The sequence below is a fragment of the Corynebacterium sp. UMB10321 genome (assembly GCF_030228725.1).
GTDB lineage: Bacteria > Actinomycetota > Actinomycetes > Mycobacteriales > Mycobacteriaceae > Corynebacterium > Corynebacterium pseudogenitalium.
This window is the reverse complement of sequence record NZ_JASOZC010000008.1, coordinates 80970-107139: the sequence shown is the minus strand read 5'-3', so window position 1 is coordinate 107139 and position 26170 is coordinate 80970. Positions and strand designations below refer to the sequence as shown.

21 protein-coding genes, 1 tRNA gene and 1 pseudogene are annotated in these 26170 nt (G+C 61.1%); 14 read left to right on the top strand and 9 right to left on the bottom strand.

Features of this window, described 5'->3' with window-relative positions; genetic code table 11:
• A partial coding sequence (locus QP752_RS08770; protein WP_284805282.1) for a hypothetical protein occupies window positions 1–287 on the bottom strand: 287 nt, incomplete at its 3' end.
• 341 nt (window positions 288–628) lie between these two features.
• Here QP752_RS08770 and QP752_RS08765 point away from each other — a divergent pair.
• A tRNA-Ala gene (locus tag QP752_RS08765) sits at window positions 629–701 on the top strand.
• A gap of 85 nt (window positions 702–786) precedes the next feature.
• Here QP752_RS08765 and QP752_RS08760 read toward each other — a convergent pair.
• Together QP752_RS08760 and QP752_RS08755 are read right to left on the bottom strand one after the other, a co-directional pair.
• Window positions 787–1464: a hypothetical protein gene (locus QP752_RS08760; protein ID WP_284805281.1), complete on the bottom strand. Its 678-nt coding sequence runs from the start codon at window positions 1462–1464 to the stop codon at window positions 787–789.
• Window positions 1465–1489: 25 nt separating this feature from the next.
• Window positions 1490–2338: an RluA family pseudouridine synthase gene (locus QP752_RS08755; RefSeq protein ID WP_284805280.1), complete on the bottom strand. Its 849-nt coding sequence runs from the start codon at window positions 2336–2338 to the stop codon at window positions 1490–1492.
• 35 nt (window positions 2339–2373) lie between these two features.
• On the opposite strand from QP752_RS08755, the gene QP752_RS08750 reads away from it, so the two are divergent.
• Both QP752_RS08750 and QP752_RS08745 read left to right on the top strand, forming a co-directional pair.
• The gene (locus QP752_RS08750) at window positions 2374–2856 is read left to right on the top strand and encodes a methylated-DNA--[protein]-cysteine S-methyltransferase (RefSeq protein WP_284805279.1); all 483 of its coding nucleotides are present in this window, start codon (window positions 2374–2376) and stop codon (window positions 2854–2856) included.
• Window positions 2849–3604 carry a fructosamine kinase family protein gene (locus QP752_RS08745; protein WP_284805278.1) on the top strand — a complete coding sequence of 252 codons (756 nt, stop codon included), beginning with the start codon at window positions 2849–2851 and terminating at the stop codon, window positions 3602–3604. Before QP752_RS08750 ends, QP752_RS08745 begins: the two co-directional genes overlap by 8 nt.
• Here the strand turns inward: QP752_RS08745 and nadE are convergent.
• Window positions 3601–4449, bottom strand: coding sequence for an ammonia-dependent NAD(+) synthetase (nadE, locus tag QP752_RS08740; protein ID WP_070975268.1), 849 nt, complete (start codon window positions 4447–4449; stop codon window positions 3601–3603). The two genes, QP752_RS08745 and nadE, sit on opposite strands and share 4 nt — an antisense overlap.
• Window positions 4450–4484: 35 nt before the next feature.
• Between nadE and QP752_RS08735 the strand changes: the two genes are divergently transcribed.
• The 4 genes from QP752_RS08735 to QP752_RS08720 all read left to right on the top strand — a co-directional run bounded on the left by QP752_RS08735 (window position 4485) and on the right by QP752_RS08720 (window position 8614).
• Window positions 4485–5846, top strand: coding sequence for a sugar porter family MFS transporter (locus QP752_RS08735; protein WP_070361971.1), 1362 nt, complete (start codon window positions 4485–4487; stop codon window positions 5844–5846).
• 114 nt (window positions 5847–5960) lie between these two features.
• Window positions 5961–6083: a type B 50S ribosomal protein L36 gene (gene ykgO, locus QP752_RS08730; protein WP_018020497.1), complete on the top strand. Its 123-nt coding sequence runs from the start codon at window positions 5961–5963 to the stop codon at window positions 6081–6083.
• Between the two features lie 69 nt (window positions 6084–6152).
• Window positions 6153–6992: a hypothetical protein gene (locus tag QP752_RS08725; protein WP_284805277.1), complete on the top strand. Its 840-nt coding sequence runs from the start codon at window positions 6153–6155 to the stop codon at window positions 6990–6992.
• Window positions 6993–7390: 398 nt separating this feature from the next.
• Entirely contained in the window at window positions 7391–8614 is a 1224-nt protein-coding gene (locus QP752_RS08720; protein WP_284805276.1) for an HNH endonuclease signature motif containing protein, read from the top strand.
• Between the two features lie 18 nt (window positions 8615–8632).
• Here QP752_RS08720 and QP752_RS08715 read toward each other — a convergent pair whose 3' ends face one another.
• The 3 genes from QP752_RS08715 to QP752_RS08705 are packed head-to-tail and all read right to left on the bottom strand — an operon-like array spanning window position 8633 to window position 14683.
• Window positions 8633–12283 carry a putative Ig domain-containing protein gene (locus QP752_RS08715; RefSeq protein WP_284805275.1) on the bottom strand — a complete coding sequence of 1217 codons (3651 nt, stop codon included), beginning with the start codon at window positions 12281–12283 and terminating at the stop codon, window positions 8633–8635.
• Between the two features lie 31 nt (window positions 12284–12314).
• Entirely contained in the window at window positions 12315–13865 is a 1551-nt protein-coding gene (gene crtI / locus QP752_RS08710; RefSeq protein ID WP_284805274.1) for a phytoene desaturase family protein, read from the bottom strand.
• A complete protein-coding gene (locus QP752_RS08705; protein ID WP_284805273.1) occupies window positions 13862–14683 on the bottom strand; it encodes a phytoene/squalene synthase family protein in 822 nt (273 codons plus the stop codon). Before QP752_RS08705 ends, crtI begins: the two co-directional genes overlap by 4 nt.
• Before the next feature lie 268 nt (window positions 14684–14951).
• Between QP752_RS08705 and nrdH the strand changes: the two genes are divergently transcribed.
• From nrdH to nrdE, 3 genes and pseudogenes are all read left to right on the top strand, one after another.
• Window positions 14952–15179, top strand: a complete 228-nt coding sequence (gene nrdH, locus QP752_RS08700) for a glutaredoxin-like protein NrdH (protein WP_070361976.1) — start codon at window positions 14952–14954, stop codon at window positions 15177–15179.
• A gap of 69 nt (window positions 15180–15248) precedes the next feature.
• A pseudogene (gene nrdI, locus QP752_RS08695) lies at window positions 15249–15671 on the top strand (class Ib ribonucleoside-diphosphate reductase assembly flavoprotein NrdI); the annotation flags it as partial.
• A 151-nt stretch (window positions 15672–15822) separates the two neighbouring features.
• Window positions 15823–17991: a class 1b ribonucleoside-diphosphate reductase subunit alpha gene (gene nrdE, locus QP752_RS08690; RefSeq protein WP_070361978.1), complete on the top strand. Its 2169-nt coding sequence runs from the start codon at window positions 15823–15825 to the stop codon at window positions 17989–17991.
• Window positions 17992–18015: 24 nt separating this feature from the next.
• Here the strand turns inward: nrdE and QP752_RS08685 are convergent, their stop codons facing one another.
• Window positions 18016–18738: a FadR/GntR family transcriptional regulator gene (locus QP752_RS08685; protein WP_284805272.1), complete on the bottom strand. Its 723-nt coding sequence runs from the start codon at window positions 18736–18738 to the stop codon at window positions 18016–18018.
• Window positions 18739–19002: 264 nt separating this feature from the next.
• On the opposite strand from QP752_RS08685, the gene nrdF reads away from it, so the two are divergent.
• From nrdF to QP752_RS08665, 4 genes are all read left to right on the top strand, one after another.
• Window positions 19003–19992, top strand: a complete 990-nt coding sequence (gene nrdF, locus QP752_RS08680; RefSeq protein ID WP_070363445.1) for a class 1b ribonucleoside-diphosphate reductase subunit beta — start codon at window positions 19003–19005, stop codon at window positions 19990–19992.
• A gap of 374 nt (window positions 19993–20366) precedes the next feature.
• The gene (gene ctaD, locus QP752_RS08675) at window positions 20367–22103 is read left to right on the top strand and encodes a cytochrome c oxidase subunit I (protein WP_071573746.1); all 1737 of its coding nucleotides are present in this window, start codon (window positions 20367–20369) and stop codon (window positions 22101–22103) included.
• Between the two features lie 126 nt (window positions 22104–22229).
• A complete protein-coding gene (serB, locus tag QP752_RS08670) occupies window positions 22230–23495 on the top strand; it encodes a phosphoserine phosphatase SerB (protein WP_284805271.1) in 1266 nt (421 codons plus the stop codon).
• Window positions 23492–24244, top strand: coding sequence for an aminoacyl-tRNA hydrolase (locus QP752_RS08665; RefSeq protein ID WP_284805270.1), 753 nt, complete (start codon window positions 23492–23494; stop codon window positions 24242–24244). The genes serB and QP752_RS08665 overlap by 4 nt, the downstream gene beginning before the upstream one ends.
• Here QP752_RS08665 and QP752_RS08660 read toward each other — a convergent pair.
• The gene (locus QP752_RS08660) at window positions 24207–26168 is read right to left on the bottom strand and encodes an ATP-dependent DNA helicase (RefSeq protein ID WP_256005421.1); all 1962 of its coding nucleotides are present in this window, start codon (window positions 26166–26168) and stop codon (window positions 24207–24209) included. The two genes, QP752_RS08665 and QP752_RS08660, sit on opposite strands and share 38 nt — an antisense overlap.
• Window positions 26169–26170 lie beyond the last annotated feature (2 nt).

The following is a 26170-nucleotide window of genomic DNA, read 5'->3' as shown; positions in this document are numbered from 1 at the left end:
GTGCCGTCACCGAGCACGTTTGTCAAGCCAACCACGTCTACAAAGTCGGAGCCGAGCACGACTGCGAAGCCGGAGCCAAGCGTGAAGCCGAGCGCGACCGTGAAACCGGAGCCGACGACGGTGAAGCCGGAGCCTACGACGACGGTGAAGAGTTCTACAAAGGCAGTGCCGTCACCGAGCACGTTTGTCAAGCCAACCACGTCTGCCAAGCCGACGCCAACCACGAGCGCTAAGCCTGACTCGAGCAGTAATTCAAGTTCCGAGTCACGTGGAATGTGCTCCAGCAATTCTTCCAGCCAAAGTAGTAAGGGAGACAATGGGAGCAGCACTGGTGCAGCCGTGTGTGGAGTGGTCTTTACCGGGCTCCTGCTGATCGCACTGGGCATCCTTGCCACAGTGCCCCCACTGAAGGACCAAATCGATCGGTGGTTGCGTAGTTTGTGATGCATTGAACTGCCTAGAGATGGCAACCTAGGTAGTTTTCACGCTGTACCAATTTGAGTGATTTGTTCCCGCTCGCTTGAAGGAGAGGCTATTTCCTCAGGAGAGTGGGAAGGTCCTCTGTATGCATTTGCCTCACATTAAACGCACGGTATAAGCTGACGCCTACGCGGGTTTGTACGTGCGCGGGGCTATGGCGCAGTTGGTAGCGCACCACACTGGCAGTGTGGGGGTCACGGGTTCGAATCCCGTTAGCTCCACAGAAAAGACCGCAGGTTGCCTAGGACCTGCGGTCTTTGATTTTAGCAAGTATGGATAGTTCCAAATGGGACTTGGCAGATATCACTATTCGAGAGAAAGCTTATCTCCGGTGTCTGTGCGATGCTGCACATTCGAGCGTTGAAAGATCATACTCTCTTGTAACGTTGACGGTTCTATTGCACGCCGTTCTTGAGCAGTAGGAAGTTCCTCGGCAGGTGATTCTATTTTGATATTGCTCTGAACAACTGGTTCATGCTGCGCAAGTAGGATGAATTGTTTTTGGGCAAACTCTTCCGCCTGTTTTGCTAGGTTGAGTCGCTCGGCGTACTCTGCTGCGTTCATTGGGGCTTTGGCATGTAATGCTTCAACTTCGGTGTTCTTTGGAGGAGGCTGCTGCCTGGTTTTCTTCGCTAAGCGCTTTGTTTTTGCGGCGTGCCACTGCTTGGCGACAAAAGATTTACCCGTTTGAACTACCCTGGGGAAAAGGTACTTCACTATCACATCAACGGCAACGTTTACTGCTATGTCTTGCAGCATTGTAGTGTGCGCTGAGCGTACATCTTCAGACGGAAGCACGTCTTCAAGGAGATCTAGATCATCTTGTGTAACTGGCCTAGATTCTGCAGGGCCTAAGATATTGTTATCAGAATCACGGAGTAGATCACTGTCGTAACCTGGTGTTTTACGAGACTGTGAGTGGACGGCATCTATAGGAACTCGTTGGATGCGAATCTGATCTTTGTACTTTTGGTGTTGTCTCATGGCTTCAGTGTAGTGAGAAATGCTTTCACCTTTTACGGACCGGCGCCGTTACCGCGACGCGCTCGCCGTTGCTCAGAGTGAACTCCAGCCGGTAGGCGTGCAGGAACATCCGCTGTGTGCTCGTGCGCGAGCCGTACGCGCGGTCGCCGACGATGGGGTGACCCTTGTGGGCGGCGTGTACGCGGATCTGGTGGCGTCGTCCAGTAATGAGCTCGGCTTCGACGAGCGTGTTCGGACCGCGGTTGTCCACGCGGCGGAATCGAGTGTGGGCGACGTCGCCGTCGGCACGTACGACCATGGTTTTCGGTGTTCGCGCGATCGGGACCTTTACGTCGCGCGCACCCGCCCAGCGTCCCTCCACGACCGCGCGGTAGATGCGGATCACGTCCTGCCCGCGGAAGGCTCGTTGCAGGTAGCGCAGCTCCGGGTGGTTCAGCGCGATCAGCAGCGCCCCCGACGTCTCCTTATCGATGCGGTGCGCGAGCTCAGCATCGGGGTACACGTCACGAATCCGCTCGATGACACCGCGCCGCGTCCCTGTCCCCGCATGCACCGGCACCCCCGCCGGCTTATTTACTACCAGTGCCGTCGGCCCCTCCCACAGCACCTCAAACCCGTGGCTCTTACTTTTCGACGCCCTCTTCGCTTCCTTACAGAACTCACCCGGCAACGTGATCACGTCCCCAGCCCGGACGCGGTAATCCTGCTTGATACGTTTCTGGTTGACACGCAGCGCCCCCTTGCGTGCGAGCTTGAACAGCATGGTCGCCGGGCACGTGGTGTAGCTGGCGAGGAACTTGTGTATCCGCCGCCCGTCGTGGTCCTCCGGGACCGTGATCGCCGAGTATCCGGGTGGGGGAATGTAGGTGGTCATGGCTGGCACCATAGCAAGGTGCTAGTACTGGTGACATGTGTGAGACATTATTCGGTGCCGTCGAGACGCAAGTAGGCCCCTTAACAGTCGTCGTTTCGCCGCGCGGCGTACGCCGGATCGCGTTGCCGGCTGACGACCCAGCTGAGGTAATCCACGCCACAGGCGCGCGTCCCGGACCGATTGGTGCCGTCCGCGGGCAGCTCGAGGAGTACTTTGCCGGGACACGAACGTCTTTCGATGTCCCGCTCGACCTTGAAGGCCTCCCGCCGTTTCGGACGAAGGTGCTGGACGCGCTCCAACACGTGCCGTTCGGCGAGGTGACGACGTATAAGGGGCTAGCGGTGGACGTCGATAATCCGGGGGCGGTGCGTGCCGTCGGCACTGCCTGCGCGAAAAATCCGCTGCCGCTGCTCATTCCGTGTCACCGGGTCGTGCGTAGCGATGGCCACCTCGGGCGCTACCGTGGTGGGGAAGACATGAAGCGATTCTTGCTTGCATTGGAGGGCCACCTTGAGTGATTTCAGTAAGCGTTGTACCGCGCCGGGCCAGGCGAGCAGCGAGGCCGCCGGCCTGCGCTGGCTGCGCGAGGGCAGCGAGGCAGTCGTGGAGGTCTGCGGCGTGGACGAGGAGCAGCGGACGTTGCGAATAGAACGCGTCGAAACCGTGCGACCCACTCGCGACGCGGCGCGCCGGGCGGGGGAGGAGCTGGCGAAGATTCACGCGATGGGCGCGGAAGCCTTCGGTGCACCGCCGACCGGGTGGGATGGCCCGAACTTCATCGGCAGGGTAGAGCAGGACTGCGTGCCGGAGCAGCGGTGGGCGAAGTTTTATACCGAGCAGCGCGTGCTGCCGTTCGCTAGGAGCGCACATGTGGCGGGAAATATTTCGAAGCAGCAGCTAGAGCTCGTGGAACGCGCCTGCGCTGCGCTTGTTGAGGGGGACGAGGACGCCCCGCTGGCGCGTATCCATGGGGATCTTTGGGCGGGCAACCTGCTTTTCGACGAGTCCGGCCTGAGGTTCATCGACCCGGCGGCGCACGGTGGGCACCCGTTGACGGACATCGCCATGCTGGCGTTGTTCGGCGCGCCGTTTTTGGAAGATATCCTTGCGGGCTACGAGTCGCGGGCAAGCCTGGGGGAGGACTGGCGTCGGCGCATCCCGATTCACCAGCTTCACCCGTTGGCCGTGCACGCGTTGACGCACGGCCCGGCGTACGCGGGGGAGCTTGCCAACGCCGCGCAAGCGACGTTAGACGTGACGGGCTAAGCCTTCCACCAGGAGGAATCTGGCCCTGGCGGCAGGTGTCGTTTGTGCTGGCCGATGCGCCACAGGTGCTCGATGCGTTCCGCCGCCGCGGACGGAACGGTTTTGCCTTCGAGGTAATCGTCGATGTGCTGGTAGGTCACGCCGAGCGCTTCTTCATCGGGCAAGGCCGGGCGGTCCTCTTCCAGGTCGGCGGTGGGGACTTTCTCCCAGAGGCGAGGGTCGGCGCCGAGCTCGCGGAGGAGAGCTGCGCCTTGGCGTTTGTTGAGGCCGGCGAGGGGGGTGAGGTCTGCGGCGCCGTCGCCAAACTTGGTGAAGAAACCGGTGACGTTTTCCGCCGCGTGGTCAGTGCCGATGACCAGGAGGTTGCGCTCGCCGGCAAGCGCGTACTGCGCCACCATTCGAAGGCGGGCTTTCACGTTGCCCTTGTTGAAGTCGCTGAGGGGCGCCCCCAACGCACCGGCGACCTCATCGCTGAGCGCCTTCGTGGCAGGAGCAATGTCAACGGTCACCGTCTCATCCGGTTCGATGAAGCGGAGCGCCAACTGGGCGTCGTCCTCGTCGACTTGGACACCGTGGGGGAGGCGGACGGCGAGGAAGTGGGCGTCGACACCCGAGTCCCGCAGCCGCTCGACAGCGATCTGTGCGAGGCGACCTGCGAGCGTCGAGTCCTGGCCCCCGGAAATGCCGAGTACGAAACCGGCTGAGGAGGCTGCGCGGGCATAGTCGCAGAGGAATGCGACGCGACGCTCGATTTCTCGCGCGGGATCAATCGAAGGTTGGACCCCGAGCGTGTCGATGATCTCTTGCTGTTTGCTGCTAACTTGCGGTGAATCTGGCCGAGACATAGGAACCAGCGTACCCACGGTGCATATTGGTATGCATGCAACAACTCACCACTGCCCAACGAAGCTACGTCCGGAAAGTTGCGGGCGTCGCCGCGCTGGGCGGGCTGCTCTTCGGCTACGACACCGGCGTGATGAGCGGCGCGCTGCTCTACATCACCCCCGAATTCCAGCTCACCCCAGGGCAAGAAGGGCTTGTGACCTCGATGTTGCTCGTCGGTGCCGCGGTCGGCGCGCTCAGCGGCGGAGCGATCGCGGACAGGCTCGGCCGCAAACGCACCTTAATAATGGGCGGCCTCGTGTTCATCGCGGGCTCGCTGTGGTGCGCGCTTGCGGGGTCGGTGGAAGCACTCGCGGCGGCCCGAACGTTCTTAGGGGTCGGTGTCGGCGGAGTGTCTATCGTGGCGCCGATGTACATCTCGGAGATGGTGCCCGCCCGGGTGCGCGGCAAGATGGTGTCACTGAACACGCTGATGATTGTGGTGGGGCAGCTGCTCGCGTACTCCGTGAACTCCGCACTCGCCTCGACCGGCAGCTGGCAGCTGATGCTCGGACTCGCCGCAGTCCCCGGAGCCGCCCTGGCCGTCGGCATGGCATTCCTGCCTGAAACGCCCCTGTGGCTCGCCCGCCACCAGCGTATCGACGCAGCCCTCACCATCGGCGACCGAGTCGGCATGACGCGTGAAGAACTCACCCTCGAAACCACCGAAGACGCCGAGCTTCGCGCCCAGCGCGGCGGCGAGTGGGCCCGCCTGCGTAACGTTCGATGGCTACGCATGACCGTGCTGATCGCCGCGCTGCTCGGCATCACGCAGCAGGTCACGGGCGTGAACGCCATCGTCTACTTCGCGCCAACGATGATGAACAAAGTCGGCCTCTCCACCGAAAACGCCGTCTACACCTCTATGGTGATTGGGCTCGTCTCCGTCGTCGCGTGCTGGGTCGGACTGCAGGTCATCGACAGGATCGGCCGCAAACGACTACTGCTCATCGGCCTGAGCGGCAACGTCATCTTCCTTTTCGCGCTCACGCTCACGTACCGCGCCGCGGAAAACAACGCCGCACTCGCGTGGGTCTCACTCGCCTGCATGGCGCTGTTCATCGCGTCGCAGCAAGCAGCAGTCTCGCCCACGACCTGGCTGCTTATCTCCGAGCTGGTCCCGCCACAAATCCGCGGCGCCGGCATGGGCCTCGCAGGACTCGCACTGTGGGTCATGAACTGGATCGTCGCCCAGTTCTTCCTCCCACTTGTCGACGCCCTCTCCGCCACCGCCACCTTCTCCATCTTCATCATCTGTGGCATCCTTGCAGCAGGATTCGTCCGCTACTTCGTCCCCGAAACAATGAACCGGAGTCTGGACGAAGTGGCGTCGGAAATGGAGCAACGCTACACCAAGTAGCACCGGCGTTTTGGTTTCCCCACGTGATGGGGTAATATAACGCGACGTGTCGCGACCAGACTGTTTCCAGTGGTCGCACGAAGATGAAGATCCTCGATTAGAAAGGAGCGCCCGATGAAGGTCCGCAAGTCGCTTCGGTCGCTGAAGAACAAGCCGGGCGCCCAGGTTGTGCGCCGCCGTGGCAAGGTTTACGTCCTGAACAAGAAGGAGCCACGCTTCAAGGCTCGTCAGGGCTAATTCAGCACTCGTGAAAACCCGCACCTCGTGTGCGGGTTTTTTCGTGCCCAGGGCACTAGGGTGGTGGAGGTGAAACGAGCATGCTGCGCCCTCCTCGCCGTGACCGCCCTCGGGGCCTGCGGGACACCCACTAACGACGCCCCGCCGACCATCACCGTCACCTCAACGACAACGCACCCGAACGCTCAGCCGCCTGTACCAGTTGACGAGCCGGTGGGCGAAGTGGGCGTCGATAAGCTGCTCTCCACTATCGCCGACGAAGTTGCCAACCAGTTCGGAGGCACCGTCGCCGTCGCCGCGGGCGGCGTAGGAAGCAGCGACGACCCAGCGATGCCAGCCTGGTCCACCATCAAAGTCCCACTCGCAGTCGCCGCGTACCGCGTGGCGCCCGACACCGCGCAGCTCGCAGCACCCGCCGCGATCACCGCCTCAGACAACGACGCCGCGCTGCAACTCTGGAACGCCCTGCCACCCGGTGCCGGCGATACCGTCTTGGCCGAGGGCGGCGTACCAAAAACCATCAACACCGAACGCATCCGGCCCGAGTTCTCAACCTTCGGCCAAACCATGCTCACCGCCGCCGAGGAATCCACTTTCATGTCCAATCTGAGCTGCCTGAGCGACGCCGACCCCGTCCTTGAGTTGATGGGGCAAATCGTGCCTGGGCAGGACTACGGCCTCGGCCAGCTTCCCAATGCGCGGTTCAAAGGCGGGTGGGGGCCCTCGGAGACTGGTGGATACGAAGTGCGCCAGATGGGACTCGTGTCAAATTCCGCAGAGCAGGACGTTGCTTTGGCTTTGGTCGTTGTCCCCGCCGACGGCAGTTACCAAACCGGCCAAGCCATGGCCAACGCCGTTGCAGAACGGCTCCGGAGCCAGCTGGATCAGCTGCCGGTTGCGGTGTGCTGATCGTTTGATGAGGGTGTCCGCGGGGCGGACAAACAGCTGGCGAAGCTTGGCTCAACCCACCTCTCCATAAGTAAGGTTTCCGCGGGGCGGACAATTTACCCGTTGTTGCAAAGCAACCTCGCGCACAGTCCGCCGCGCGGACTCCAACGAAGCTTTAGTCGACTCCAGTAGCATTCCGCGGCGCGGACAGAGCGAGTTCAGCTCAACACCCAAACGATTGCATCAAGGTGTCCGTCGCGCGGACACCCACCCACACACCCGTGCTAGAAAGTGGCGTCGCAAAGCACCCCGCGCACTGTCCGCGGCGCGGACACCCATCAACAAATATTTGGATAAACCTCTTGACACCACCATTCGAACACGTATACTAAAAAACAACCAAGACACCAGGGGGGACCATGCACACCACCACCATCGACGCCGACACCATCATCAACACCATCGTTGAAAGCGCACGCCTGTTCGCATACTCACACGCGGAAATACTGACCGCGATCGCCGAATTCGACACCCACAACCTCGCCGAAGCATACGGGTGTGCCTCAACCGGGGCATGGCTTGCCAGAGTGTTAAAAATGAAACGCACCCGCGCCTACGAATACGCCGCTGTGGCTCGCAAACTCACAAGCTTTCCCACCATCCTCGACGCGCTGCGACAAGGAAGCATCGACTACACCAGTGTGCGCTACATGCTTGACTACGCCACCGAGGCAAACCAACACGAACTCGTAGAAATAGCCGCCGAATCTGGCTACCAAGGCCTCGTACACGCCCTGGCAGGCGCAACCCCCACCGACAAACAACCCCAGGATGCTGGTGAACACTGCGGGCTGACCATCCGCGAAGACGGCCAATACCTACGCGGCTGGTTTTGCATGAACGCTACCGACGGTGTGGCCTTTCAAGCAGCCCTGCGGGCAGGAGCACACGCCTATGCGGATGATAACGCGATGGATGAGGCGGATGCGCAGATGATGCGCTCGACCTTCGGGCTGCCACCGGCACGGTTGATGCTGCAATCACTGATGGGGATGGTGCACATGGTGCGCACCGGGGCCGCCACACACGCAACCATGGCGCCGGCGGCACAGGTGATGGTGCATATGGCATCAGATGGGCGAGCATTTTTGCCGAATCACATGGCGGCGCCTGCCGCACGGCTTGCCAACTTGGTAGATCATGCAGATTTGATGGGTGTGCTCTATGACGCCCAGGGGCAGGTGATCAAGTTTGGGCGCAAACGCCGTTTGGCAAGCCCGAAGCAGGTGCAGGTGCTGCTAGGGATGTGGGGGCATAAGTGCGCGGTGCCAGGGTGTGGGCATACCAGGTTTTTGCAGATGCATCATATTCGGGATTGGGCCGAAGGAGGTGCAACGGATGTGGAGAATTTGGTGCCGTTGTGCTCGAGGTGTCATTCGTTGGTCACGGATGGGTTTATCCGTGTGGTCAAGCCGGGTCCGACGTTGTATTTCCGGTTTGCTAGTGGTGAGCAGTGGGTGTGTGAGCCTGGTCGGGTGGGGTATCGCGATGATGCTGCCGAGATTGAGTTGGATGGGTGGGGTGTGGATTCGTTTGCGGATGAAGCCGCACCGACGTGGGATTGGGACACACCCAAGGTTTAAGCACGTCGGCGCATCTTTCTACGGCAGCATTGACTGAATCTGCTTCATGAGCTGAGGGTTCGTAGCGACGACACCACCAACCAACGCGATGATGCCCAGAATTACCAGTGCGGCGATTCCACCCTTCGAGGAACCGGAGGCGCTGCCACCTTCTTCAGTTGGGGGCTCGGACTGCGTGCTAGCCGCCGGAGTTGTTTCGGACGGGGCTGTAGGCGTTGTTGCCTCGTCGGACGGCTTGGCTGGGACCGAAGTTTGACGCGGAGACTCGGCAGCTGGGGTCGTCCCTTTCGGCTTCTGCGGGGCTGACGTAGCTGACGTCGAGGGCACCGTCGTCTTAGATGGTCTTGCCGGGACCTTTGTTTGCGTTGACGGAGCTGCGGGAGCTGTCGTCTTGGCTGGGCGAGGCTTCGGCACTGAAAGGGTGATCGTCTCGGAAGCTTGATTGCCGACTTCATCCGTGGCGGTGATGACTACACGGTGTGTGCCCGAATCTTTGGTCGAACCAACAATCCGGTTCCCTTTATGTCGCAGTCCGGCTGGCAGGCCGGTCACGGACAACGCGGTCTTGGTTGCGTCCTCGACTCGGATCGGCAGGTCGAACTTAGTTGCCGCAGGCGGGTTGTGGTCAACCAAGATGCGAGGCCGGACGGTGTCCACCACGCGGAATCCAATTGCGCCCTGGCCCGTATTTCCAGCCGCATCAAACGCCTCGACGGAAGTCTGGAAGTTGCCCAGCGCTGAAGGTGTACCGCTGATGGTGCGGGAGCTTTCGTCGAAACGCAGACCGTGTGGGAGACCCGAAACGGTAACCCGTTCCACCCCTACGCCGTCTGTTGCATCAACAACATGCGAGAACGGTGTACCAATTTCGTGCTCAAACTCGGCGTTTTGCACTGTTGGGGCAGTGGTGTCCTCCACAACCAGCTCGAGCTCCGACTCGGACGTGTTGCCGCTGGTGTCGGTAGCGCTGATGGTGACGGCGTGCGAGCCGACCGCGTCGGTGACGCCATCGATGACGCCGTTGGTGTCGTCATAAGACAGGCCTCGGGGCAGGCCGTCGACGCGCACACTGACTGGGGTTACGTCGTCAACGTCGACGCTGATGGAGTCATTGAATTCTGAATTGGCTTCCCAGCGAGCGTTGCTCCGCATGTTGATGGCTGGCTTCTTCGTGTCGCGCACCTCGAGCTGAACTGTTTCCGTTGCAGTATTGCCAGCGGCGTCCGTGGCGGTTACCTGAAGCTCGTGCGTTCCGACGACGGTGGTCTGCCCGTAAATGTGTTCCTCATATGACGTGAGGTCATCGGGGAGAGCGCTGACTGTCACGTTGGGGGAATAGCCGCTGTTGTCGGTTACTGGAATCTCAAGGTCGGCGTACTCGCCGGCCTCCAAGATCAACGGAGTGGTATCGATGACGGGCGCAGTGGCGTCGGCAATCCAGAATTCGAGGTTGCGTGAGGTCTCGTTCCCGAGGGCATCTCGCGCTGTTACATTCGCGTATTGCCAACCAGGCTTCGTCGGCGTCCCTCGAACAGTGACGGTGGCGCGGAGCCGTGGTTCGTCGTACTGAATGTCCGCATACAGACCTTCTGGCAGGTCGGTTACCTCGACGGTCAGCTCGTTGTACTCGTCCGTGATGGTGAATTCGAAGGGTTCAATCTCGGCATCGGAGTCGAATTCTTTCTTTTCGACGTCCTCAACCACGGGAGCGGTCTTGTCAGTTGCCTTCGCGTATTCGTAGAGAAGGTTGTCCTGCCAGCCCTCTGGAAGCTCAATCGGATTAGTCTCGAGAAGGCTTTGAACTTCAATGCCCTTCACGTTGCCGTTCTCGTTGTAGTAGATCCAGGAAACCAGGCCGGCAACGTCGTCGCCGATGGTGACCGGCGTGTTCACCTCCGGCTCAAAATCCCCGTCAGGGAGGAGAAGGATCGCGTCGCCGACTGTGCCTGCCACCGTCATCGAACGCCAGTCGATGCTAGCCGTGTCACTAAGGTGTACCTGGCCGGTCGATAGGAGCTCCCCAGGTGCATCAGGGTTTTCGCCCAACCGCGTGCCATCTGGGGCCTGGATGTAGGGCAGATGTGCGTCGAAAAATGTGCCGATTTCGGCCAGTGCCCAGTGCTTGGGCCACCCGTATGTCGTAGAAACTCCGCGCGCCCCGCCCGGCCCGGTGCACGCAGGACTTGTGTAGATCCGCTGATGGACGTGATCGACGTATTTCGCTGTGCACTCCTGGTCGAGGAAGAGATCGCGATCGTTGTCGTCGAGGCCCACGGCGTCGCCTTGGTTGACCGCGACGGGGTTCTCGGCCTCGTCCTGCGCTTTTTGGTACGCGTCCCACTGTGCTTTCGCGAGGCCCGAGTAGTTGACGTACTCGTCGCTAGTTGGAGTCTCTTCCCATCCGACAGCAATACCGTATTTGTGGGCTTGACCTGTTCCGACTCTATCGTTCCCGGAGTTCACGCCGATAAAGTGACGCTTGCCGTCTTCATCAATGACCCAGTTTGGCCCGCCCGAATCTCCCTTATGCATTGGGTCGTCTTGTGTGAAGTGGATGACATTATTGATCACGCCCATGACGTAGTTCTGCATCACGTGGCCGGTCGTTTGACCGAAGCCGTACACCATCTGACCGACCCGGAGCATTGACGGCAACAGAACGCTGTCGGAGGTGTAGGCATTCTCTCCAAGTAACGCCGAGCGGTGTTCGGGGATATCGATGTAGCCCCAGTCTTTGCTCATGGTGCTGTCGGTGAGATCGCCCTCGAAATCGAACTCGGTCACCACCGTGCCTAGGTAATAGTTCCTGTTTTGTGTGTCGGTGAAGTAGAGAGGGCCGCCATCGCTGCAGTGACCAGCTAGGAAAATGCGGTTGTTGGGCTTATCGATGTATCCGACGGTGCAACCATGACCGTTGTTGAAAATTTTGTCACCCTGGTTAATCGTGCTTACTTCGCCCGGAGCATATGACAGCATGGATTCACGCTCGAGGAGTAACGCCACTTTGTTCGGTTCGCTTGTCGGAGGAACTTCTGGGTCTGCGAGGAGGACGAGTCCCTGTCTGTGGTCGTCGTTGTCAAAGACCCCCTCATACATCCCGAGGTAGCGGCCGCCGACTGAAACTGGTGCGCCATGTGTCAAATACGCATGGCTCGGAAGTGTAATCGCCAGGAAACCATCGGTGGTGTTCTCAATCGTTGCATCGTAGTCTTCCCGTGGGCCGTGAACGGTCACGGTATCTCCGGCCGAGAGGTACGAACCGAGAACTGGCTCAGCTGACTCACCGACTTGTGGAAGCAGCGAGTCCGGGATCGCGTAGGAAGCGAAGCGATTCAGGAAGAGATCTTTGTTGTGAGAAAAATCGGTCTGCCTGTCCTCGAAGTAGTGTATGGAGCCCTCGGAGTCGCGGTAGTACAGGGAATGCCCTTCGCCGCAAAGCGCGTCGGTATACACACGCCCATCCGCGATGTGGGCAACCTGGCAAAAGTACTCAGCGCCACCCTTTGAGAATGAGAGCTCATCCCGCTGCTCGAACAGCTCCTCATGCTGATCGGGCACCCACTGACTTGTCGTCTGGGCTGTGGCGTCGGGCGGGGAGAAGACAGTGGCGCTCATCGCGAAGGCTGTGAAAAGGGCGATAAGCGTCTTACCAGGTCGGAAGCTTCGCATGAATTAAATGTACAGAATCTTCACGAGCTTCTCACAGTTTTGGTATAGGAGATGCGTCACGAAGTCTGAGCATGCGCTTGACCACGTTCTCGGCAGAGATGAGGCACATGGGCACACCGACGCCCGGGACGGTGGTTTGCCCCGCGTAGTACAGCTTGTCCACTTTGGTGGAAATGTTGCGACCGCGGAAGAACGCGGATTGCCGCAGGGTATGTGCAGGCCCGATGGCGCCACCGGCGAAGGAGTAGTAGCGTCCGGCGAAGTCGGCGGGGCCGATGGTGCGCTTCACGACGACCCGTTCCCGCAGGTCAGCGACACCAGTGCGTGCGACGATGAGGTCCAGTGTCGCGTCAACGATGGCGGCGACGCGCGGGGACTCTGCAGCGCCGTACGCGTCCCCGTGACCGATCGACGGGTCAGCCGCAACCGGGATGAGCACGAACAGATTCTCACACCCGGCGGGCGCGACAGTCGGGTCCGTGGCGGAGGGCTTGCACACGTAGATCGAGCGCGATGCGTCGCGCGAGCCGCTGCTGTCAGCAGGGAACACGGCGTCGAAGTCTTCGCCCCACTCCTCGGAAAAGAACAGCGTGTGGTGAAGCAGTTCCGGCAGCGCACCGCGCACACCAATGAGCGCGAGTACGCAGCTCACACCTGGGTTGTGGTGCTTAAAGTGCGCCTCGGAATAGGTGCGAGCAGACGCGGGGAGCAACGAAGTCTCGGTGTGGTGCAGGTCTCCGGCGGCGACGACGACGTCGGCGGGTAGGAAGCGCGTCCCGCTTTCGCTGAGCATGTGGATGCCGGTGGTGGAGCCGTCGATAACTTCGATGCGGGTCGCTTCGTGCTCGAGCAAAAACTCGACGCCGTGCGCGCGGGCGAGTCGCTCGAGCGCCGTGACGATGCCGCTGAATCCGCCTTGCGGGTAGCGCACGCCGAGAGTCAGGTCGGTGTGGCTCATCAGGTGGTACAGGCTCGGGGTGTCGCGCGGCTGTGAGGACAGGAACACCGCCGGGTACTGCAGGATCTGGCGCAGGCGAGGGTCGCGGAATCGTTTGTTCACGTAGCGCTGCAGCGGCTGGAGCAGCAACACCGCGAGGGTGAATGCGCGGGAGACGACGTCGCGGTGCAGGAACGGCCGCAGCGAACTGAACGTGGTGTAGAGGAAGCGGTCGAGCGCGATGTTGTAGACATCGGCGGCGCTGGCGAGGTAGTCGCGCAGCGCGTCGCCCGCGCCGGGCTCGAGGGACTCGAAGAGGTCGGCGACGGCGTCGGTGCCGAAGGGGACGTCGAGAAGCGGGTGGTGTTCGGGGTAGATGCGGTAGCCGGGGTCGAGCAGCTGGAGGTCGAGTTCGGCCGCGGTGGAGGTGCCCATGAGCTCGAAGAAGTGGTCGTAGGCCTCGGGCATGAGGTACCAGGAGGGGCCGGTCTCGAAGCGGAAGCCGTCGATGCGCAACTCGTCCGCGCGCCCGCCGAGGTGCCCATTCTTCTCGACGACCACCACCGCCGCACCTCGCTTCGCCAGCAGGCACGCTGTTGCCAGGCCTGCGATTCCCCCGCCGATGATGACAACGCGCTCCGTCACTGCAGCCTCCTTCCCGTCGCCGCCGTCCGCGCGATGATGGCTGCTTTCCGCGGCGCGGACACCCGGACTCGTTGGGTGAGGATGGCTTCTGGTGGCGTGTCCGCGAGCAAGTCGGTGAGCGCTTCGAACAGGTTCGCCGCTACCGCGACGGCGACACCGCAGCGCTTGGGCAGCGCGGGGATGGCGGACCACGCGGCGTCGAAGTCGTGGCGGATGTCCGCGACGATCGCGTCTCGGCCGGCCTTGGTCAGCGGGTAAGAAGCCTGCGGGAAGTAGTTACGGGCGAGCCGGTTGGTGTCGTCGGCGTAGTCGCGCAGGAAGTTCACCTTCTGAAACGCAGCCCCCAACGCCCGTGCCCCTTCCTGCAGCTTGCCGTACTCGGCCTGGGGAGGGCGTCGGCCCCCGAAGAAGACATCCACGCACAGCAAACCGATGACCTCGGCGGAGCCGTAGATGTATCGCTCGACGGACTCCTCCGTGTGCGCCTCGCCGGTTACGTCGTGGCGCATCGAGGTGAAGAACGCAGCGAGGTGGGCGTCATCGAAGTTGCAGCGGCGCGCGGTATCGGCGAAAGCGTGCAGGATCGGGTCGGTGTGGAACGTGGTTGCTGTGGCGCTGCGGACGCACTGCTCGTAGTCCTTGAGGGCTACCGCGCGCTCGGGGGAGGGGGTGGCGCCGTCCACAATTTCGTCGGCGATGCGCACCACCGCGTAGAGGTTGCGGATGTCGGTTCGCTGCGGCTCGGGAAGTAGTCGCGTGGCGGCGCCGAAGCTCGTCGAATAGCTGCCAATGACCTCGCTCGCGGCGCGCCGTGCCATGTGGCTGTAGCGTTGCTGCGGGCTGGGGTGGGAGCGAAACATTGGTGGGCTTTCAGGTCATCGGAAGTGATTTTTCATAGTCTAGGCTACATGTGGACCCGCGGTGGGAGCCGTGCTGGGAATACCACGCGTGTAACTACTATATGTAGTATCACTTGCAGAAATATCACCCAAGGTATAGTGTCTTCTCTTGTAGCGCCGATCAAGACGGCGCGGGGAAAACTCCCGAAATAGTCTTCATTTTATGTAGAGAGAGAGCCCACAGGTTATGTCTATTACCGTTTACACCAAGCCGGCGTGCATGCAGTGCAAAGCAACTACCAAAGCACTCGAAAAAGCAGGGCTGGAGTACGACCTCGTAGATATTTCCGTCGACGACGAAGCGCGTGACTACGTCCTCGCGCTCGGCTACCTCCAGGCACCAGTCGTTGAGGTAAACGGCGAGCACTGGTCTGGGTTCCGCCCGGAGCGCATCCGTGGCCTGGCTGCGGCTTAACTCTTCCGACGTCTCACGCCGCTAGTGTTTTACACATTGGCGGCTCTTTTTATGTAGAGGGCATCCAACATGTTGATCGTGTACTTCTCGTCGTTGACAGAGACGACGAAGCGGTTCGTCGATAAGGTGAGGCTTCCGGCGCAGCGTATTCCGTTGCGGCGCACGGACCCAGCACCAATTATCGACGAGCCCTACGTCCTCATCTGCCCGACCTATGGCGGGGGCGTATCGATGACGCACGTGAACACCAAACCTGTCCCGCCGCAGGTCATCAAGTTTTTGAATGACGAACACAACCGCAGCTATATCCGTGGCGTCATCGCGTCTGGCAACTCCAACTTTGGCACGGACTACGGCCTGGCTGGTGACGTAATCTCGGAGAAGTGCAACGTCCCGTACCTTTTCCGCTTTGAGCTGCTGGGTACTGATGACGACGTGCTTCGCGTGCGCAATCAGCTGATCGAGCACGCCGACCGCCTCGGTTTGCTGCCGCTGACCCCCGAGCAGGAAGACGCGCTAGAGTCGGTTGGGCAGCTGCCGGGGCAGGAAAACGCACAACGCTTAGCGCAACTGCGCGAGAAATATACAAATAAATACCGTAACGCCGATCGTTAATCAACGCTGAACCATCAAGAGGATATCTGTGTCTACGAACCCTATTCATGGCAAGAATGTGCCGGAGCCAGTCAACGAGGCTGACAAGCTGGACTACCACACGCTCAACGCACTGCTGAACCTGTACGACGAAAACGGTCAGATCCAGTTCGATAAGGACCGCGAGGCTGCGAATCAGTTCTTCCTGCAGCACGTGAACCAGAACACGGTGTACTTCCACGACCTCGAAGAGAAGATGAAGTACCTGGTGGACAACAAGTACTACGAGCCCGAGGTTATTGAGGCATATGACTGGGAGTTCGTGAAGGACACGTTCAAGCGTGCGTATGCCTTTAAGTTCCGCTTCAAGTCCTTCCTGGGCGCGTACAAGTACTACACCTCCTACACGCTGAAGACATTCGACGGTCGCCGTTACCTCGAGCGCTTCGAGGACCGCGTGGCGATGACCGCGCTCTTCCTCGCCGACGGTAGGGAAGAGGTCGCATCCGCGCTCGTCGACGAGATTATGACGGGCCGCTTCCAGCCGGCGACGCCGACATTCCTCAACGCAGGCAAGGCGCAGCGTGGCGAGCTCGTGTCTTGCTTCCTGCTGCGCATCGAGGACAATATGGAGTCCATCGGCCGTGCGATTAACTCCTCGTTGCAGCTGTCGAAGCGCGGCGGCGGCGTAGCGTTGCTGCTGTCGAACATTCGTGAGGCCGGCGCGCCCATTAAGCACATCGAGAACCAGTCGTCTGGTGTGATTCCAGTGATGAAGCTGCTGGAGGACTCCTTCTCCTACGCAAACCAGCTCGGCGCACGCCAGGGCGCAGGTGCTGTGTATCTCAACGCGCACCACCCTGACATCATGAAGTTCCTGGACACCAAGCGCGAAAACGCTGACGAGAAGATTCGTATTAAAACGCTCTCGCTGGGCGTCGTCGTCCCAGACATCACCTTTGAGCTGGCGAAGCGTAACGACGACATGTACCTGTTCTCGCCGTACGACGTCGAGCGCGTCTACGGCGTTCCGTTCGCCGACATCTCCGTCACCGAGAAGTACGAAGAGATGGTGGAAGACCCGCGCATCCACAAGTCGAAGATTAATGCGCGTCAGTTCTTCCAGACGCTGGCGGAGATCCAGTTCGAGTCCGGCTACCCGTACATCATGTTCGAGGACACCGCGAACCGAGCGAACCCGGTCAAGACTGGCCGCATTAACATGTCCAACTTGTGCTCCGAGATCCTGCAGGTCAATTCCCCGTCGGAGCTCAACGCTGACCTGACGTACGCGAAGGTCGGCCACGATATTTCCTGCAACCTTGGCTCCTTGAACATTGCGATGGCGATGGATTCCGACGACTTCTCCCGCACCGTCGAGACCGCAATCCGCGGTCTTACGGCGGTGGCGGACAAGACGTCGATTGACTCGGTGCCGTCGATCCGTGAGGGTAACGACGCCTCCCACGCCATCGGCCTGGGCCAGATGAACCTGCACGGATTCCTTGGCCGCGAGCACATCCACTACGGCTCAGAGGAAGGCCTCGACTTCACGAACGCCTACTTCGCGGCCGTGATGTACGAGTGCATCAAGGCATCGCACAAGATCGCAGTGGAGACGGGCAAGAAGTTCGAAGACTTCGAGCGCTCCGAGTACGCCACCGGCGAGTTCTTCGACCGCTACAACCCGGAGGATTTCCAGCCGAAGACGGAGAAGGTCAAGGCGCTGTTCGAAAAGTCGACGATTGCAGTGCCGACGGCCGAAGAATGGGCAGCACTGAAAGAAGCGGTCGCTCGCGACGGCATCTACAACCGCTACCTGCAGGCAATCCCGCCGACCGGCTCGATTTCTTACATCAACAACTCAACCTCCTCGATCCACCCGATCGCGTCGAAGATTGAGATCCGTAAGGAAGGCAAGATCGGTCGCGTCTACTACCCGGCGCCTCACCTGAACAACGACAACACCGAGTACTTCGACGACGCCTACGAGATCGGCTTCGAGAAGATCGTCGACACCTACGCTGTCGCTACGAAATACGTCGACCAGGGCCTGTCGCTGACCCTGTTCTTCAAGGACACGGTGACGACGCGCGACCTGAACCGCGCGCAGATCTACGCATGGCGCAAGGGAATTAAGTCCCTGTACTACATCCGCCTGCGCCAGATGGCCCTGGAGGGCACCGAGATCGAGGGCTGCGTATCCTGCATGCTGTAAGCGCTGGTTGAGAACAGCGCTGGCTTAGAACTCGACGAAGCCGTCCACTCCGCGCAGAAGGCTCCAGGATGCGTTTTCTGCTCCTGTTGAGTCGCCGGATTGGATGGCTTCTGCCACTTTCAGGTGGTATGCCATTGCATCAAGGTGTGGGTCGTTCGGCATGATGCCGTAGCGGGTGCGCCCTTCAAGCACGTACAGAATGGGAAGGGTGAGGGTGCTAAACATCTCGTTGCCGGAGCACTCCAATATTAAGGTGTGAAAACGTTTATCCGCCTCGAGGAACGCGTCCGTGTTGCCTTCGCCAGCTTCGGAGAGCTCCATGAGCTGTTCGGCGAGCGCCTTGAGTTCCTGTGCTTGTTCCTTCGTTGCGTTCGTCGCTGCGAGCGCTGCTGCGACCGGCTCGACTGCCTTGCGCAACTGGTCGAGTGACACGATCTGCTTCGCTCGGTGCGCTTCGCTGCTGAGACGCCAACGGATCACCGCCTGGTCAAAGACAGCCCAGTGTTCTTCCGGCAGCACCTTAATGCCGACTCTGCGAGAGGAGCTCACAAGCCCGAGCTGCTCCAGCGCGCGCATTGCCTCACGCGCGACTGTGCGCGAAATCCCAAACCGGCTGGAAAGATCCTGGAGCGTAAAGCGCTCTCCCGGCGCCATTGTCCCCGATACAATCTCGCCCCCAAGCTCGTCGAGCACCTTGGTCAGAAGAGGTCCTTCGGCGGATTCGGCAGGATCGAGGGTGAGAGGCATGCTATTCATCCTTTTTCTCGTATCGGAGAGTTTGAATTGAGACTATTAATCAGCATAACCCCGGCTGTGAACTACAACGCAACGAGTCGGGCATGGGTGGGGGTAGGAGGGGGTGACTCGCAAGGAGAAAGCGCTGTAGGGAACTGGTCGCGTTTGGCGAAAGTCAAAGTCGGCTGTCCGGAATGTACCCCCGCCAAGTGTCCGCCGCGCGGACAATCGCAACCGGCGCCGCTGCGTAGAGGCGCTTGCGCTAAGATGGGCGCCATGACTGAAGAGTATCTTGGCTACCTGCAGGCTCATAAGGAGCCGATGAAGGCGATTAACTGGAACGAAATCCCTGATGAGAAGGACCTCGAGGTGTGGGACCGCCTCACGGGTAACTTCTGGCTCCCAGAAAAGATTCCTGTTTCGAATGACATTCCGAGCTGGAACACGCTGACTGATGATGAGCAGCTTTCCACGATGCGCGTGTTCGCAAACCTGACGCTACTGGATACGCTGCAGGGCACCGTCGGTGCGGTATCTCTGCTGCCGGACGCGAAGACGCTGCACGAAGAGGCCGTCTATACGAATATTGCGTTCATGGAGTCCGTACACGCCAAGTCCTACTCGAACATTTTCATGACGCTGGCGTCCACCCCGCAGATTAATGAGGCGTTCCGCTGGACAGAAGAAAACAAAGAGGTGCAGCGCAAGGCTAAGATTGTAGAGTCCTACTACCGTGGCGACGACCCAATGAAGAAGAAGGTCGCCTCCGTCATGCTGGAGTCCTTCCTCTTCTACTCGGGCTTCTACCTGCCTTTGAACTGGGCGGTGCACTCGAAGCTGACGAACACCGCGGACATTATCCGCCTCATCATTCGCGACGAGGCGGTGCACGGCTACTACATCGGGTACAAGTACCAGGTCGGCCTGCGCGACGAGTCGCCGGAGCGTCAGGAGGAACTCAAGGAGTACGCCTTCGACATCCTCTACGACCTGTACGAGAACGAGATCCAGTACACGGAAGACATCTACGATCCGCTGGGCTGGACCGAGGATGTGAAGCGATTCCTGCGCTACAACGCGAACAAGGCCCTCAATAACCTGGGCTACGAGGGACTTTTCCCGGTCGATGAGGCTCGCGTTTCGCCGGCGATCCTGGCGTCGCTATCGCCAAACGCTGATGAGAATCACGACTTCTTCTCTGGCTCGGGTTCCTCGTACGTCATTGGCAAGGCCGAGGAGACCGAGGACGATGACTGGGACTTCTAACCCAGTCAGCTGAGTGCTTTTCGACGCCACTTCGTGCCACCGCAGCAGACTGCGGTGGCACGTTTTTCGTTTCCGGACGTAAACATGCCCAAACTTTGGGTTGATACTAAACGGGGGACGTGTGTGGGGGAGTTTCGAAACGTTGCGAGCGTACTGGCTTGTGCTATGCGTTTGGTGGCTGCTGTGACTGTTGGTGTTTCGGCAGGTAGCTCATGGTGGCTGTTGTCAGGCCTTGGCAGGGGTGCGAGGTGGACGTTGGGGAAAGGCCCGGAAAGGCTGGCAAATGTATGGGCGCGTCACTTAAGATGATGCGGTATCACAATTAGCTTTCGTGTACCTGTTTTGTGTGCGAAAGTTACAGTCAGGAGGAACGAATGACCGCTGTGGCGCCAAGGCTGGAGACTAAAGTCCAGTCGACACGTCCGGAGCCAACTGGCAATGGCCGGATTGGCTCTCAGATTTATAAGCAGCTCACCACGACAGACCACAAAGAGCTGGGCATCATGTACATCATCATGTCCTTCATCTGGTTCTTCGTTGGTGGCTTGATGGCTCTGCTGATCCGTGCTGAGTTGTTCAGCCCGGGCCTGCAGTTCCTGTCCAACGAGCAGTTCAACCAGCTGTTTACCATGCACGGCACCGTGATGCTGCTCGCATTCGGTACGCCAGTTGTGTGGGGCTTCGCTAACTATGTCCTGCCGCTGCAGATCGGCGCGCCGGATGTGGCGTTCCCACGTCTGAACGCGTTCGGCTTCTGGATTACGTCCGTCGGTGTTTTCGCGATGCTGGCTGGGTTCTTGACCCCGGGTGGTGCGGCTGACTTCGGCTGGACCATGTACATGCCGCTTGCTGACGCAACGCACACCCCATCCGTATCCGCGAACCTGTGGATCGTCGGTGTGGGTGCAACCGGTATCGGTACCGTTGCATCCGCGATCAACATGCTGACCACCGTGCTCACCATGCGTGCGCCAGGCATGACGATGTTCCGTATGCCAGCGTTCACCTGGACCGTGTTCGTCACCTCGATCATCGCGCTGATGATCTTCCCGCTGCTGCTCGCTGCTGCACTGGGCGTGCTGTACGACCGTCTGCTGGGCGGCCATATCTACGACACTGCAAACGGTGGCGCAATCCTGTGGCAGCACCTGTTCTGGTTCTTCGGACACCCTGAGGTGTACGTCCTGGCGTTGCCGTTCTTCGGCATCATCTCTGAGATCATCCCGGTCTTCTCCCGTAAGCCAATGTTCGGCTACATCGGCCTGATCTTCGCAACGCTCGCGATTGCTGGCCTGTCGATGGCTGTGTGGGCGCACCACATGTTTGCAACCGGTGCCGTTCTGCTTCCGTTCTTCTCCTTCATGACCTTCCTGATTTCCGTCCCAACCGGCGTGAAGTTCTTCAACTGGGTGGGCACGATGTGGAACGGACACATCACCTTCGAGACCCCGATGCTGTGGGCGATGGGCTTCCTGTTCACGTTCCTCTTCGGTGGTCTGACCGGTATTATGCTGGCTTCGCCACCGCTGGACTTCCAGCTGCATGACTCCTACTTCGTGGTTGCGCACTTCCACTACACCCTGTTCGGTACCGTGGTGTTCTCCGCAATCGCTGGTGTCTACTTCTGGTTCCCGAAGATGACCGGCCGCATGCTGGACGAGCGCCTGGGCAAGATCCACTTCTGGTTCACGTTCATCGGTTTCAACATGACCTTCCTGGTCCAGCACTGGCTGGGCAACATGGGTATGCCACGCCGCTACGCTGACTACCTGGATACCGACGGCTTCACGCTGCTGAACCAGATCTCCACGGTCGGTTCCTTCATCCTGGGCATCGGTATGCTGCCGTTCATCTGGAACGTCATCAAGTCCTGGCGTTACGGCGAGATTGTCACCGTGGATGACCCATGGGGCTACGGCAACTCGCTCGAGTGGGCAACCTCCTGCCCGCCACCGCGCCACAACTTCACCGCGCTGCCACGTATCCGCTCCGAGCGTCCTGCGTTCGAGTTGCACTACCCGCACATGGTGGAGCAGCTGCGCCGCGAGGCTCACAGCAACCACAAGGCTGATACGCCAGCAACGTGGAAGGGCACGAAATCCGGGAAGTAGCCAAATGGTGAACCTCTCATCCTGACAGATCACACCCCTCATCGGTTCTCCGATGAGGGGTTTTGTGTTGTCAAAAGGTGCTACTCTCATCACAGTTAGCCAGTAACACGAAGGAGTACACCACCAATGACGGCGTTTGAGGTAGAGCTGCAAGCAGGTCTCAAGCCTGCGGTTATCACCGCGTCGGGCCCAGACCGCCCGGGCGTTTCGGGTTCGTTTTTCACAACCCTGTCGCGCCACAATGTCCAGTTGCTCGACGTGGAGCAGACGGACTTCCGAGGGCGCCTGATGCTGGCAGCCTTCGTGGGCATGGACCCAAACGACTTGGTGGATATCGAGCGTGAGCTGCGCGTCGCGCTGTGGGACTATGGTCAGCGTGTCACCATCGAGACGGATGTCTCCGCCCGCTCGGACCAGCGCCCGCGTTCCACGCACGTGGTGGTGGTCCTTGGCAACCCGGTTACGGCTGAGGCGGTGTCACGGCTGGGTATGGAGTTGGCGTCGGTAGGCGCAAACATTGACACGATTCGCGGGATCGCGCAGTACCCGGTGACAGGCCTGGAGCTGTGCATTACGATCCCGAATTACTCGCCGGGTGACGGGCAGGAGATCCGCAAGAAGCTCGCGGAGATCTCCGCAGAGCTGGGGATTGATCTCGCGATGGAGCACGCGGGTCTGCACCGCAGGATGAAGCGTCTGGTGTGCTTCGACTGTGACTCGACCTTGATCACTGGCGAGGTCATCGAGATGCTGGCTGCGCACGCGGGACGTGAGGCGGAGGTCGCTGCTGTGACTGAGCGTGCGATGCGGGGCGAATTGGACTTTGAGGAGTCGCTGCGCGAGCGCGTGAAGGCGCTGGCTGGGCTCGACGCGTCGGTGATTGAGCAGGTGGCGAAGGGCATTGTGCTCACGCCTGGAGCGAGGACCACGATCCGCACGTTGAACTCGATGGGGTACCGCACCGCGGTGGTCTCTGGCGGGTTCATTCAGGTGCTGGAGGGGCTGGCTGAGGAACTGGAGCTCGACTACGTGCGTGCGAACACGCTCGAGATTGAAGGCGGCAAGCTGACCGGTCGGGTGATCGGCAAGGTGGTGGACCGCCAGGCGAAGGCGGAGTTCCTGCGCGAGTTTGCTGAGGACAGTGGGCTGCGCATGGACCAGACGATCGCGGTGGGTGACGGCGCAAACGACATCGATATGCTCTCTGTGGCTGGTCTGGGCATTGCGTTTAATGCGAAGCCGGCGTTGAAGGAGATCGCGGACGCGTCGGTGAACCACCCATTCCTGGATGAGGTGCTCTACATGATCGGCATCCCGCGCGACGAGATCGACGACTCGAATGAGCGCCAGGGCATCGACGGCCGCGTAGCGCTGACAAGCCGCGAAGCATGAGCAGACAGTTAGCTTGGCAGCTCCTGCACGAGCGCACCAGCGCTGACTACCGGCAGCGCACCGAGGACCCGCGCGACCCCGAGACGGTGCAGGCGATGCAGCTGGTGATCAACCTGCCGAAGCAAGACCCGCCGCGGCGCAACGCCATGCTTGTCGACGCTGCTCGCGCCACGGTCGCCGTCTGCCTCGCGGAGCAAGCGTGCCATCCTGGTCCGTGGCGGGAGCACCTGCAGCGCTGGTACGACCACCGCATCCGCAAGGTGACTCGACGGGCGCGAAACAAGGCGTGGTTGGATGTGCAGGAGGTGCCCGGGGTGACGGTCGGGTCGGTGCGGGCGTTTGTGCCATCCGCGGTGTGCGACGTGCCACACGAGGTATCGAAGCTGCAGATCAAGGGGACGGACCTGCCGATGGAGCCGGTGGAGGGGCAGGTGGGGGCGTCGACACCTGTGATTGTGGTGGATGCTGGGCTCGAGATGTCTGCGGGGAAGGCAGCCGCACAGGTGGGGCATGCCTCAATGCTGCTTGCTGCGCAGCGCCCGCTCGAGTGGGTGCAGGAGTGGGCCGAGGACGGCTTCCCGCTGAGTGTCCGCGAGGCGGACAGCGGCGTGTTTGCGGAGTGCTTGGCGTACGCGCGCGAACACGACGGCGTGGTGGTCGCCGACGCAGGGTTCACGGAGGTCGCGCCAGGTTCGGTGACGGCGCTGGCGTTTAGCGAGCCGCCACTAAGCGTTGCAGCGCGCCTCTGACGGTATCGGGGTTGGTGGTCTCCCAGAAGGCTGGGAGGCTGCGGCGTAGGAATGAGCCGTAGCGCTTCGTGACTAAGCGGTTATCGAGTACGGCGACGACGCCGCGGTCACTGACCGAGCGCAGCAGGCGGCCCGCGCCCTGCGCCATGAGGAGTGCTGCGTGGGTGGCGGAGACCTCCATGAACCCGGAGCGCCCGGCAGCATCCGCGGCGTTGGCACGTGCCTGCAACAGCGGATCGTCGGGGCGGGGGAACGGGATGCGGTCGATGATGACAAGCGACAGGGAACGGCCGGGGACGTCGACACCCTGCCAGAGGGTCAGCGTGCCGAACAGGCAGCTGTTCTCGTTGCGGGCGAACTTGTCCACGAGCGCGCCGGTGGAGTCTTCGCCCTGCAACATGATGTCGAAGGGGAGGCGTGTGCGCATCGCTTCCGCGGCCTGCTGGGCGGCGCGGCGCGAAGAGAACAAACCGAGCGTCCGGCCGCCAGCGGCGGTGATGAGCTCGGCGATCTCGTCGAGCGTCGCGTCCGACAGGCCGTCGCGTCCAGGTGCAGGCAGGTGCTTGGCGGTGTAGAGGATGCCGGACTTCGCCGGGTCGAAGGGGGTGCCGGCGTCGAGGCTGTCCCATGTCTTGTCCGGAAGACCCCAGGAGGCCGCCATGGCGTTGAAGTTCCCGCCGACCGTCAACGTGGCGGAGGTGAGCACCACGGTGTGTTCGCCGAAGAGCTTCTCCCGCAGCAGGGCGGCGACGGAGAGTGGCGCGACGGCCACGGAGTCGTCGTACTTGTCGGAGCGTGTCAGCCACACCACGTCGTAGTGCTTGGCTGGGTCGTCCTCGTCGAAAACTTCGAGGATGCGGACGGTGGCGTCGTGCAAGTCCTCGAGGTGGTTCTTGAGGTTGCCGCGCTCGGCGGCGGTTTCCGGGTCGTTCGCGGCCTCGCCCTCGGGGGCGTCCGCGATGGCGTTGCGCGTGCGCCACAGTGCATCGCGGACACCGGTGAAGGCGCCGCGCGCGGGATCGGAGATGCGTTCCCAGCGGCCGGGCTCCTCCAGAGCGAGCGCCGCGCTGAAGTCGTCGGCGACGTCTTCGAGGATCGCCTTATCCGCACCGAGCTTGCCCGCACGCCGGGCAGCGAGCGTCAGCGCGCGGGCGGAGAGCTCGTTGGTTGCTACGGAGGTGATGCGCCCGTCGAGCTCGTGGGCCTCGTCGATGATGACGACGTCGTGCTCCGGCAGTACGTCAACGTCTGCGAGGGCGTCGATAGCTAGCAGCGCATGGTTAGTTACCACCACGTCGACGGAGCGGGTTTTCTCGCGTGCGAGCTCGGCGAAGCATTCGTCGCCGTGCGGGCAGCGGCTCGCTCCCAGGCACTCGTTGGAAGTAACGGACACCTGGCGCCACGCCAAATCGGGTACGCCGGGTTCGAGGTCGTCGCGGTCGCCGGTCTCGGTGTCCTGTGCCCACTCGGCGACGCGCTTGACGTGTTTGCCCAGCCAGGAAATGTCGTCTTCCTCGATGAGCGCCTCCGGCGTCTCCTCGTCTAGCCCGATTTTGTGCAGGCAAACGTAGTTGTTGCGGCCCTTCTGGATGGCGAACGTCGGGCGGCGCTCCAAAAGCGGCTCGAGGGCGTCGGCGAGCCGGGGCAGGTCGCGCTCGACGAGCTGGCGTTGCAGCGCGATGGTGGCCGTCGATACGACGACGGTGCTGTCCGACTGCTGCGCGTGCCGAATCGCGGGGATGAGGTAGGCGAGCGACTTGCCGGTGCCAGTGCCAGCCTGCACGGCGAGGTGGCGTCCGGCATCGATCGCTTTGGTGACGGCCTTCGCCATCGCGACCTGCCCAGGGCGCTCTGCGCCACCGAGGGCGGCGACGGCGGCCGCGAGGAGGTCTTCGGTCGTTTGGGCGAAAGGCTGGTCACTCACGT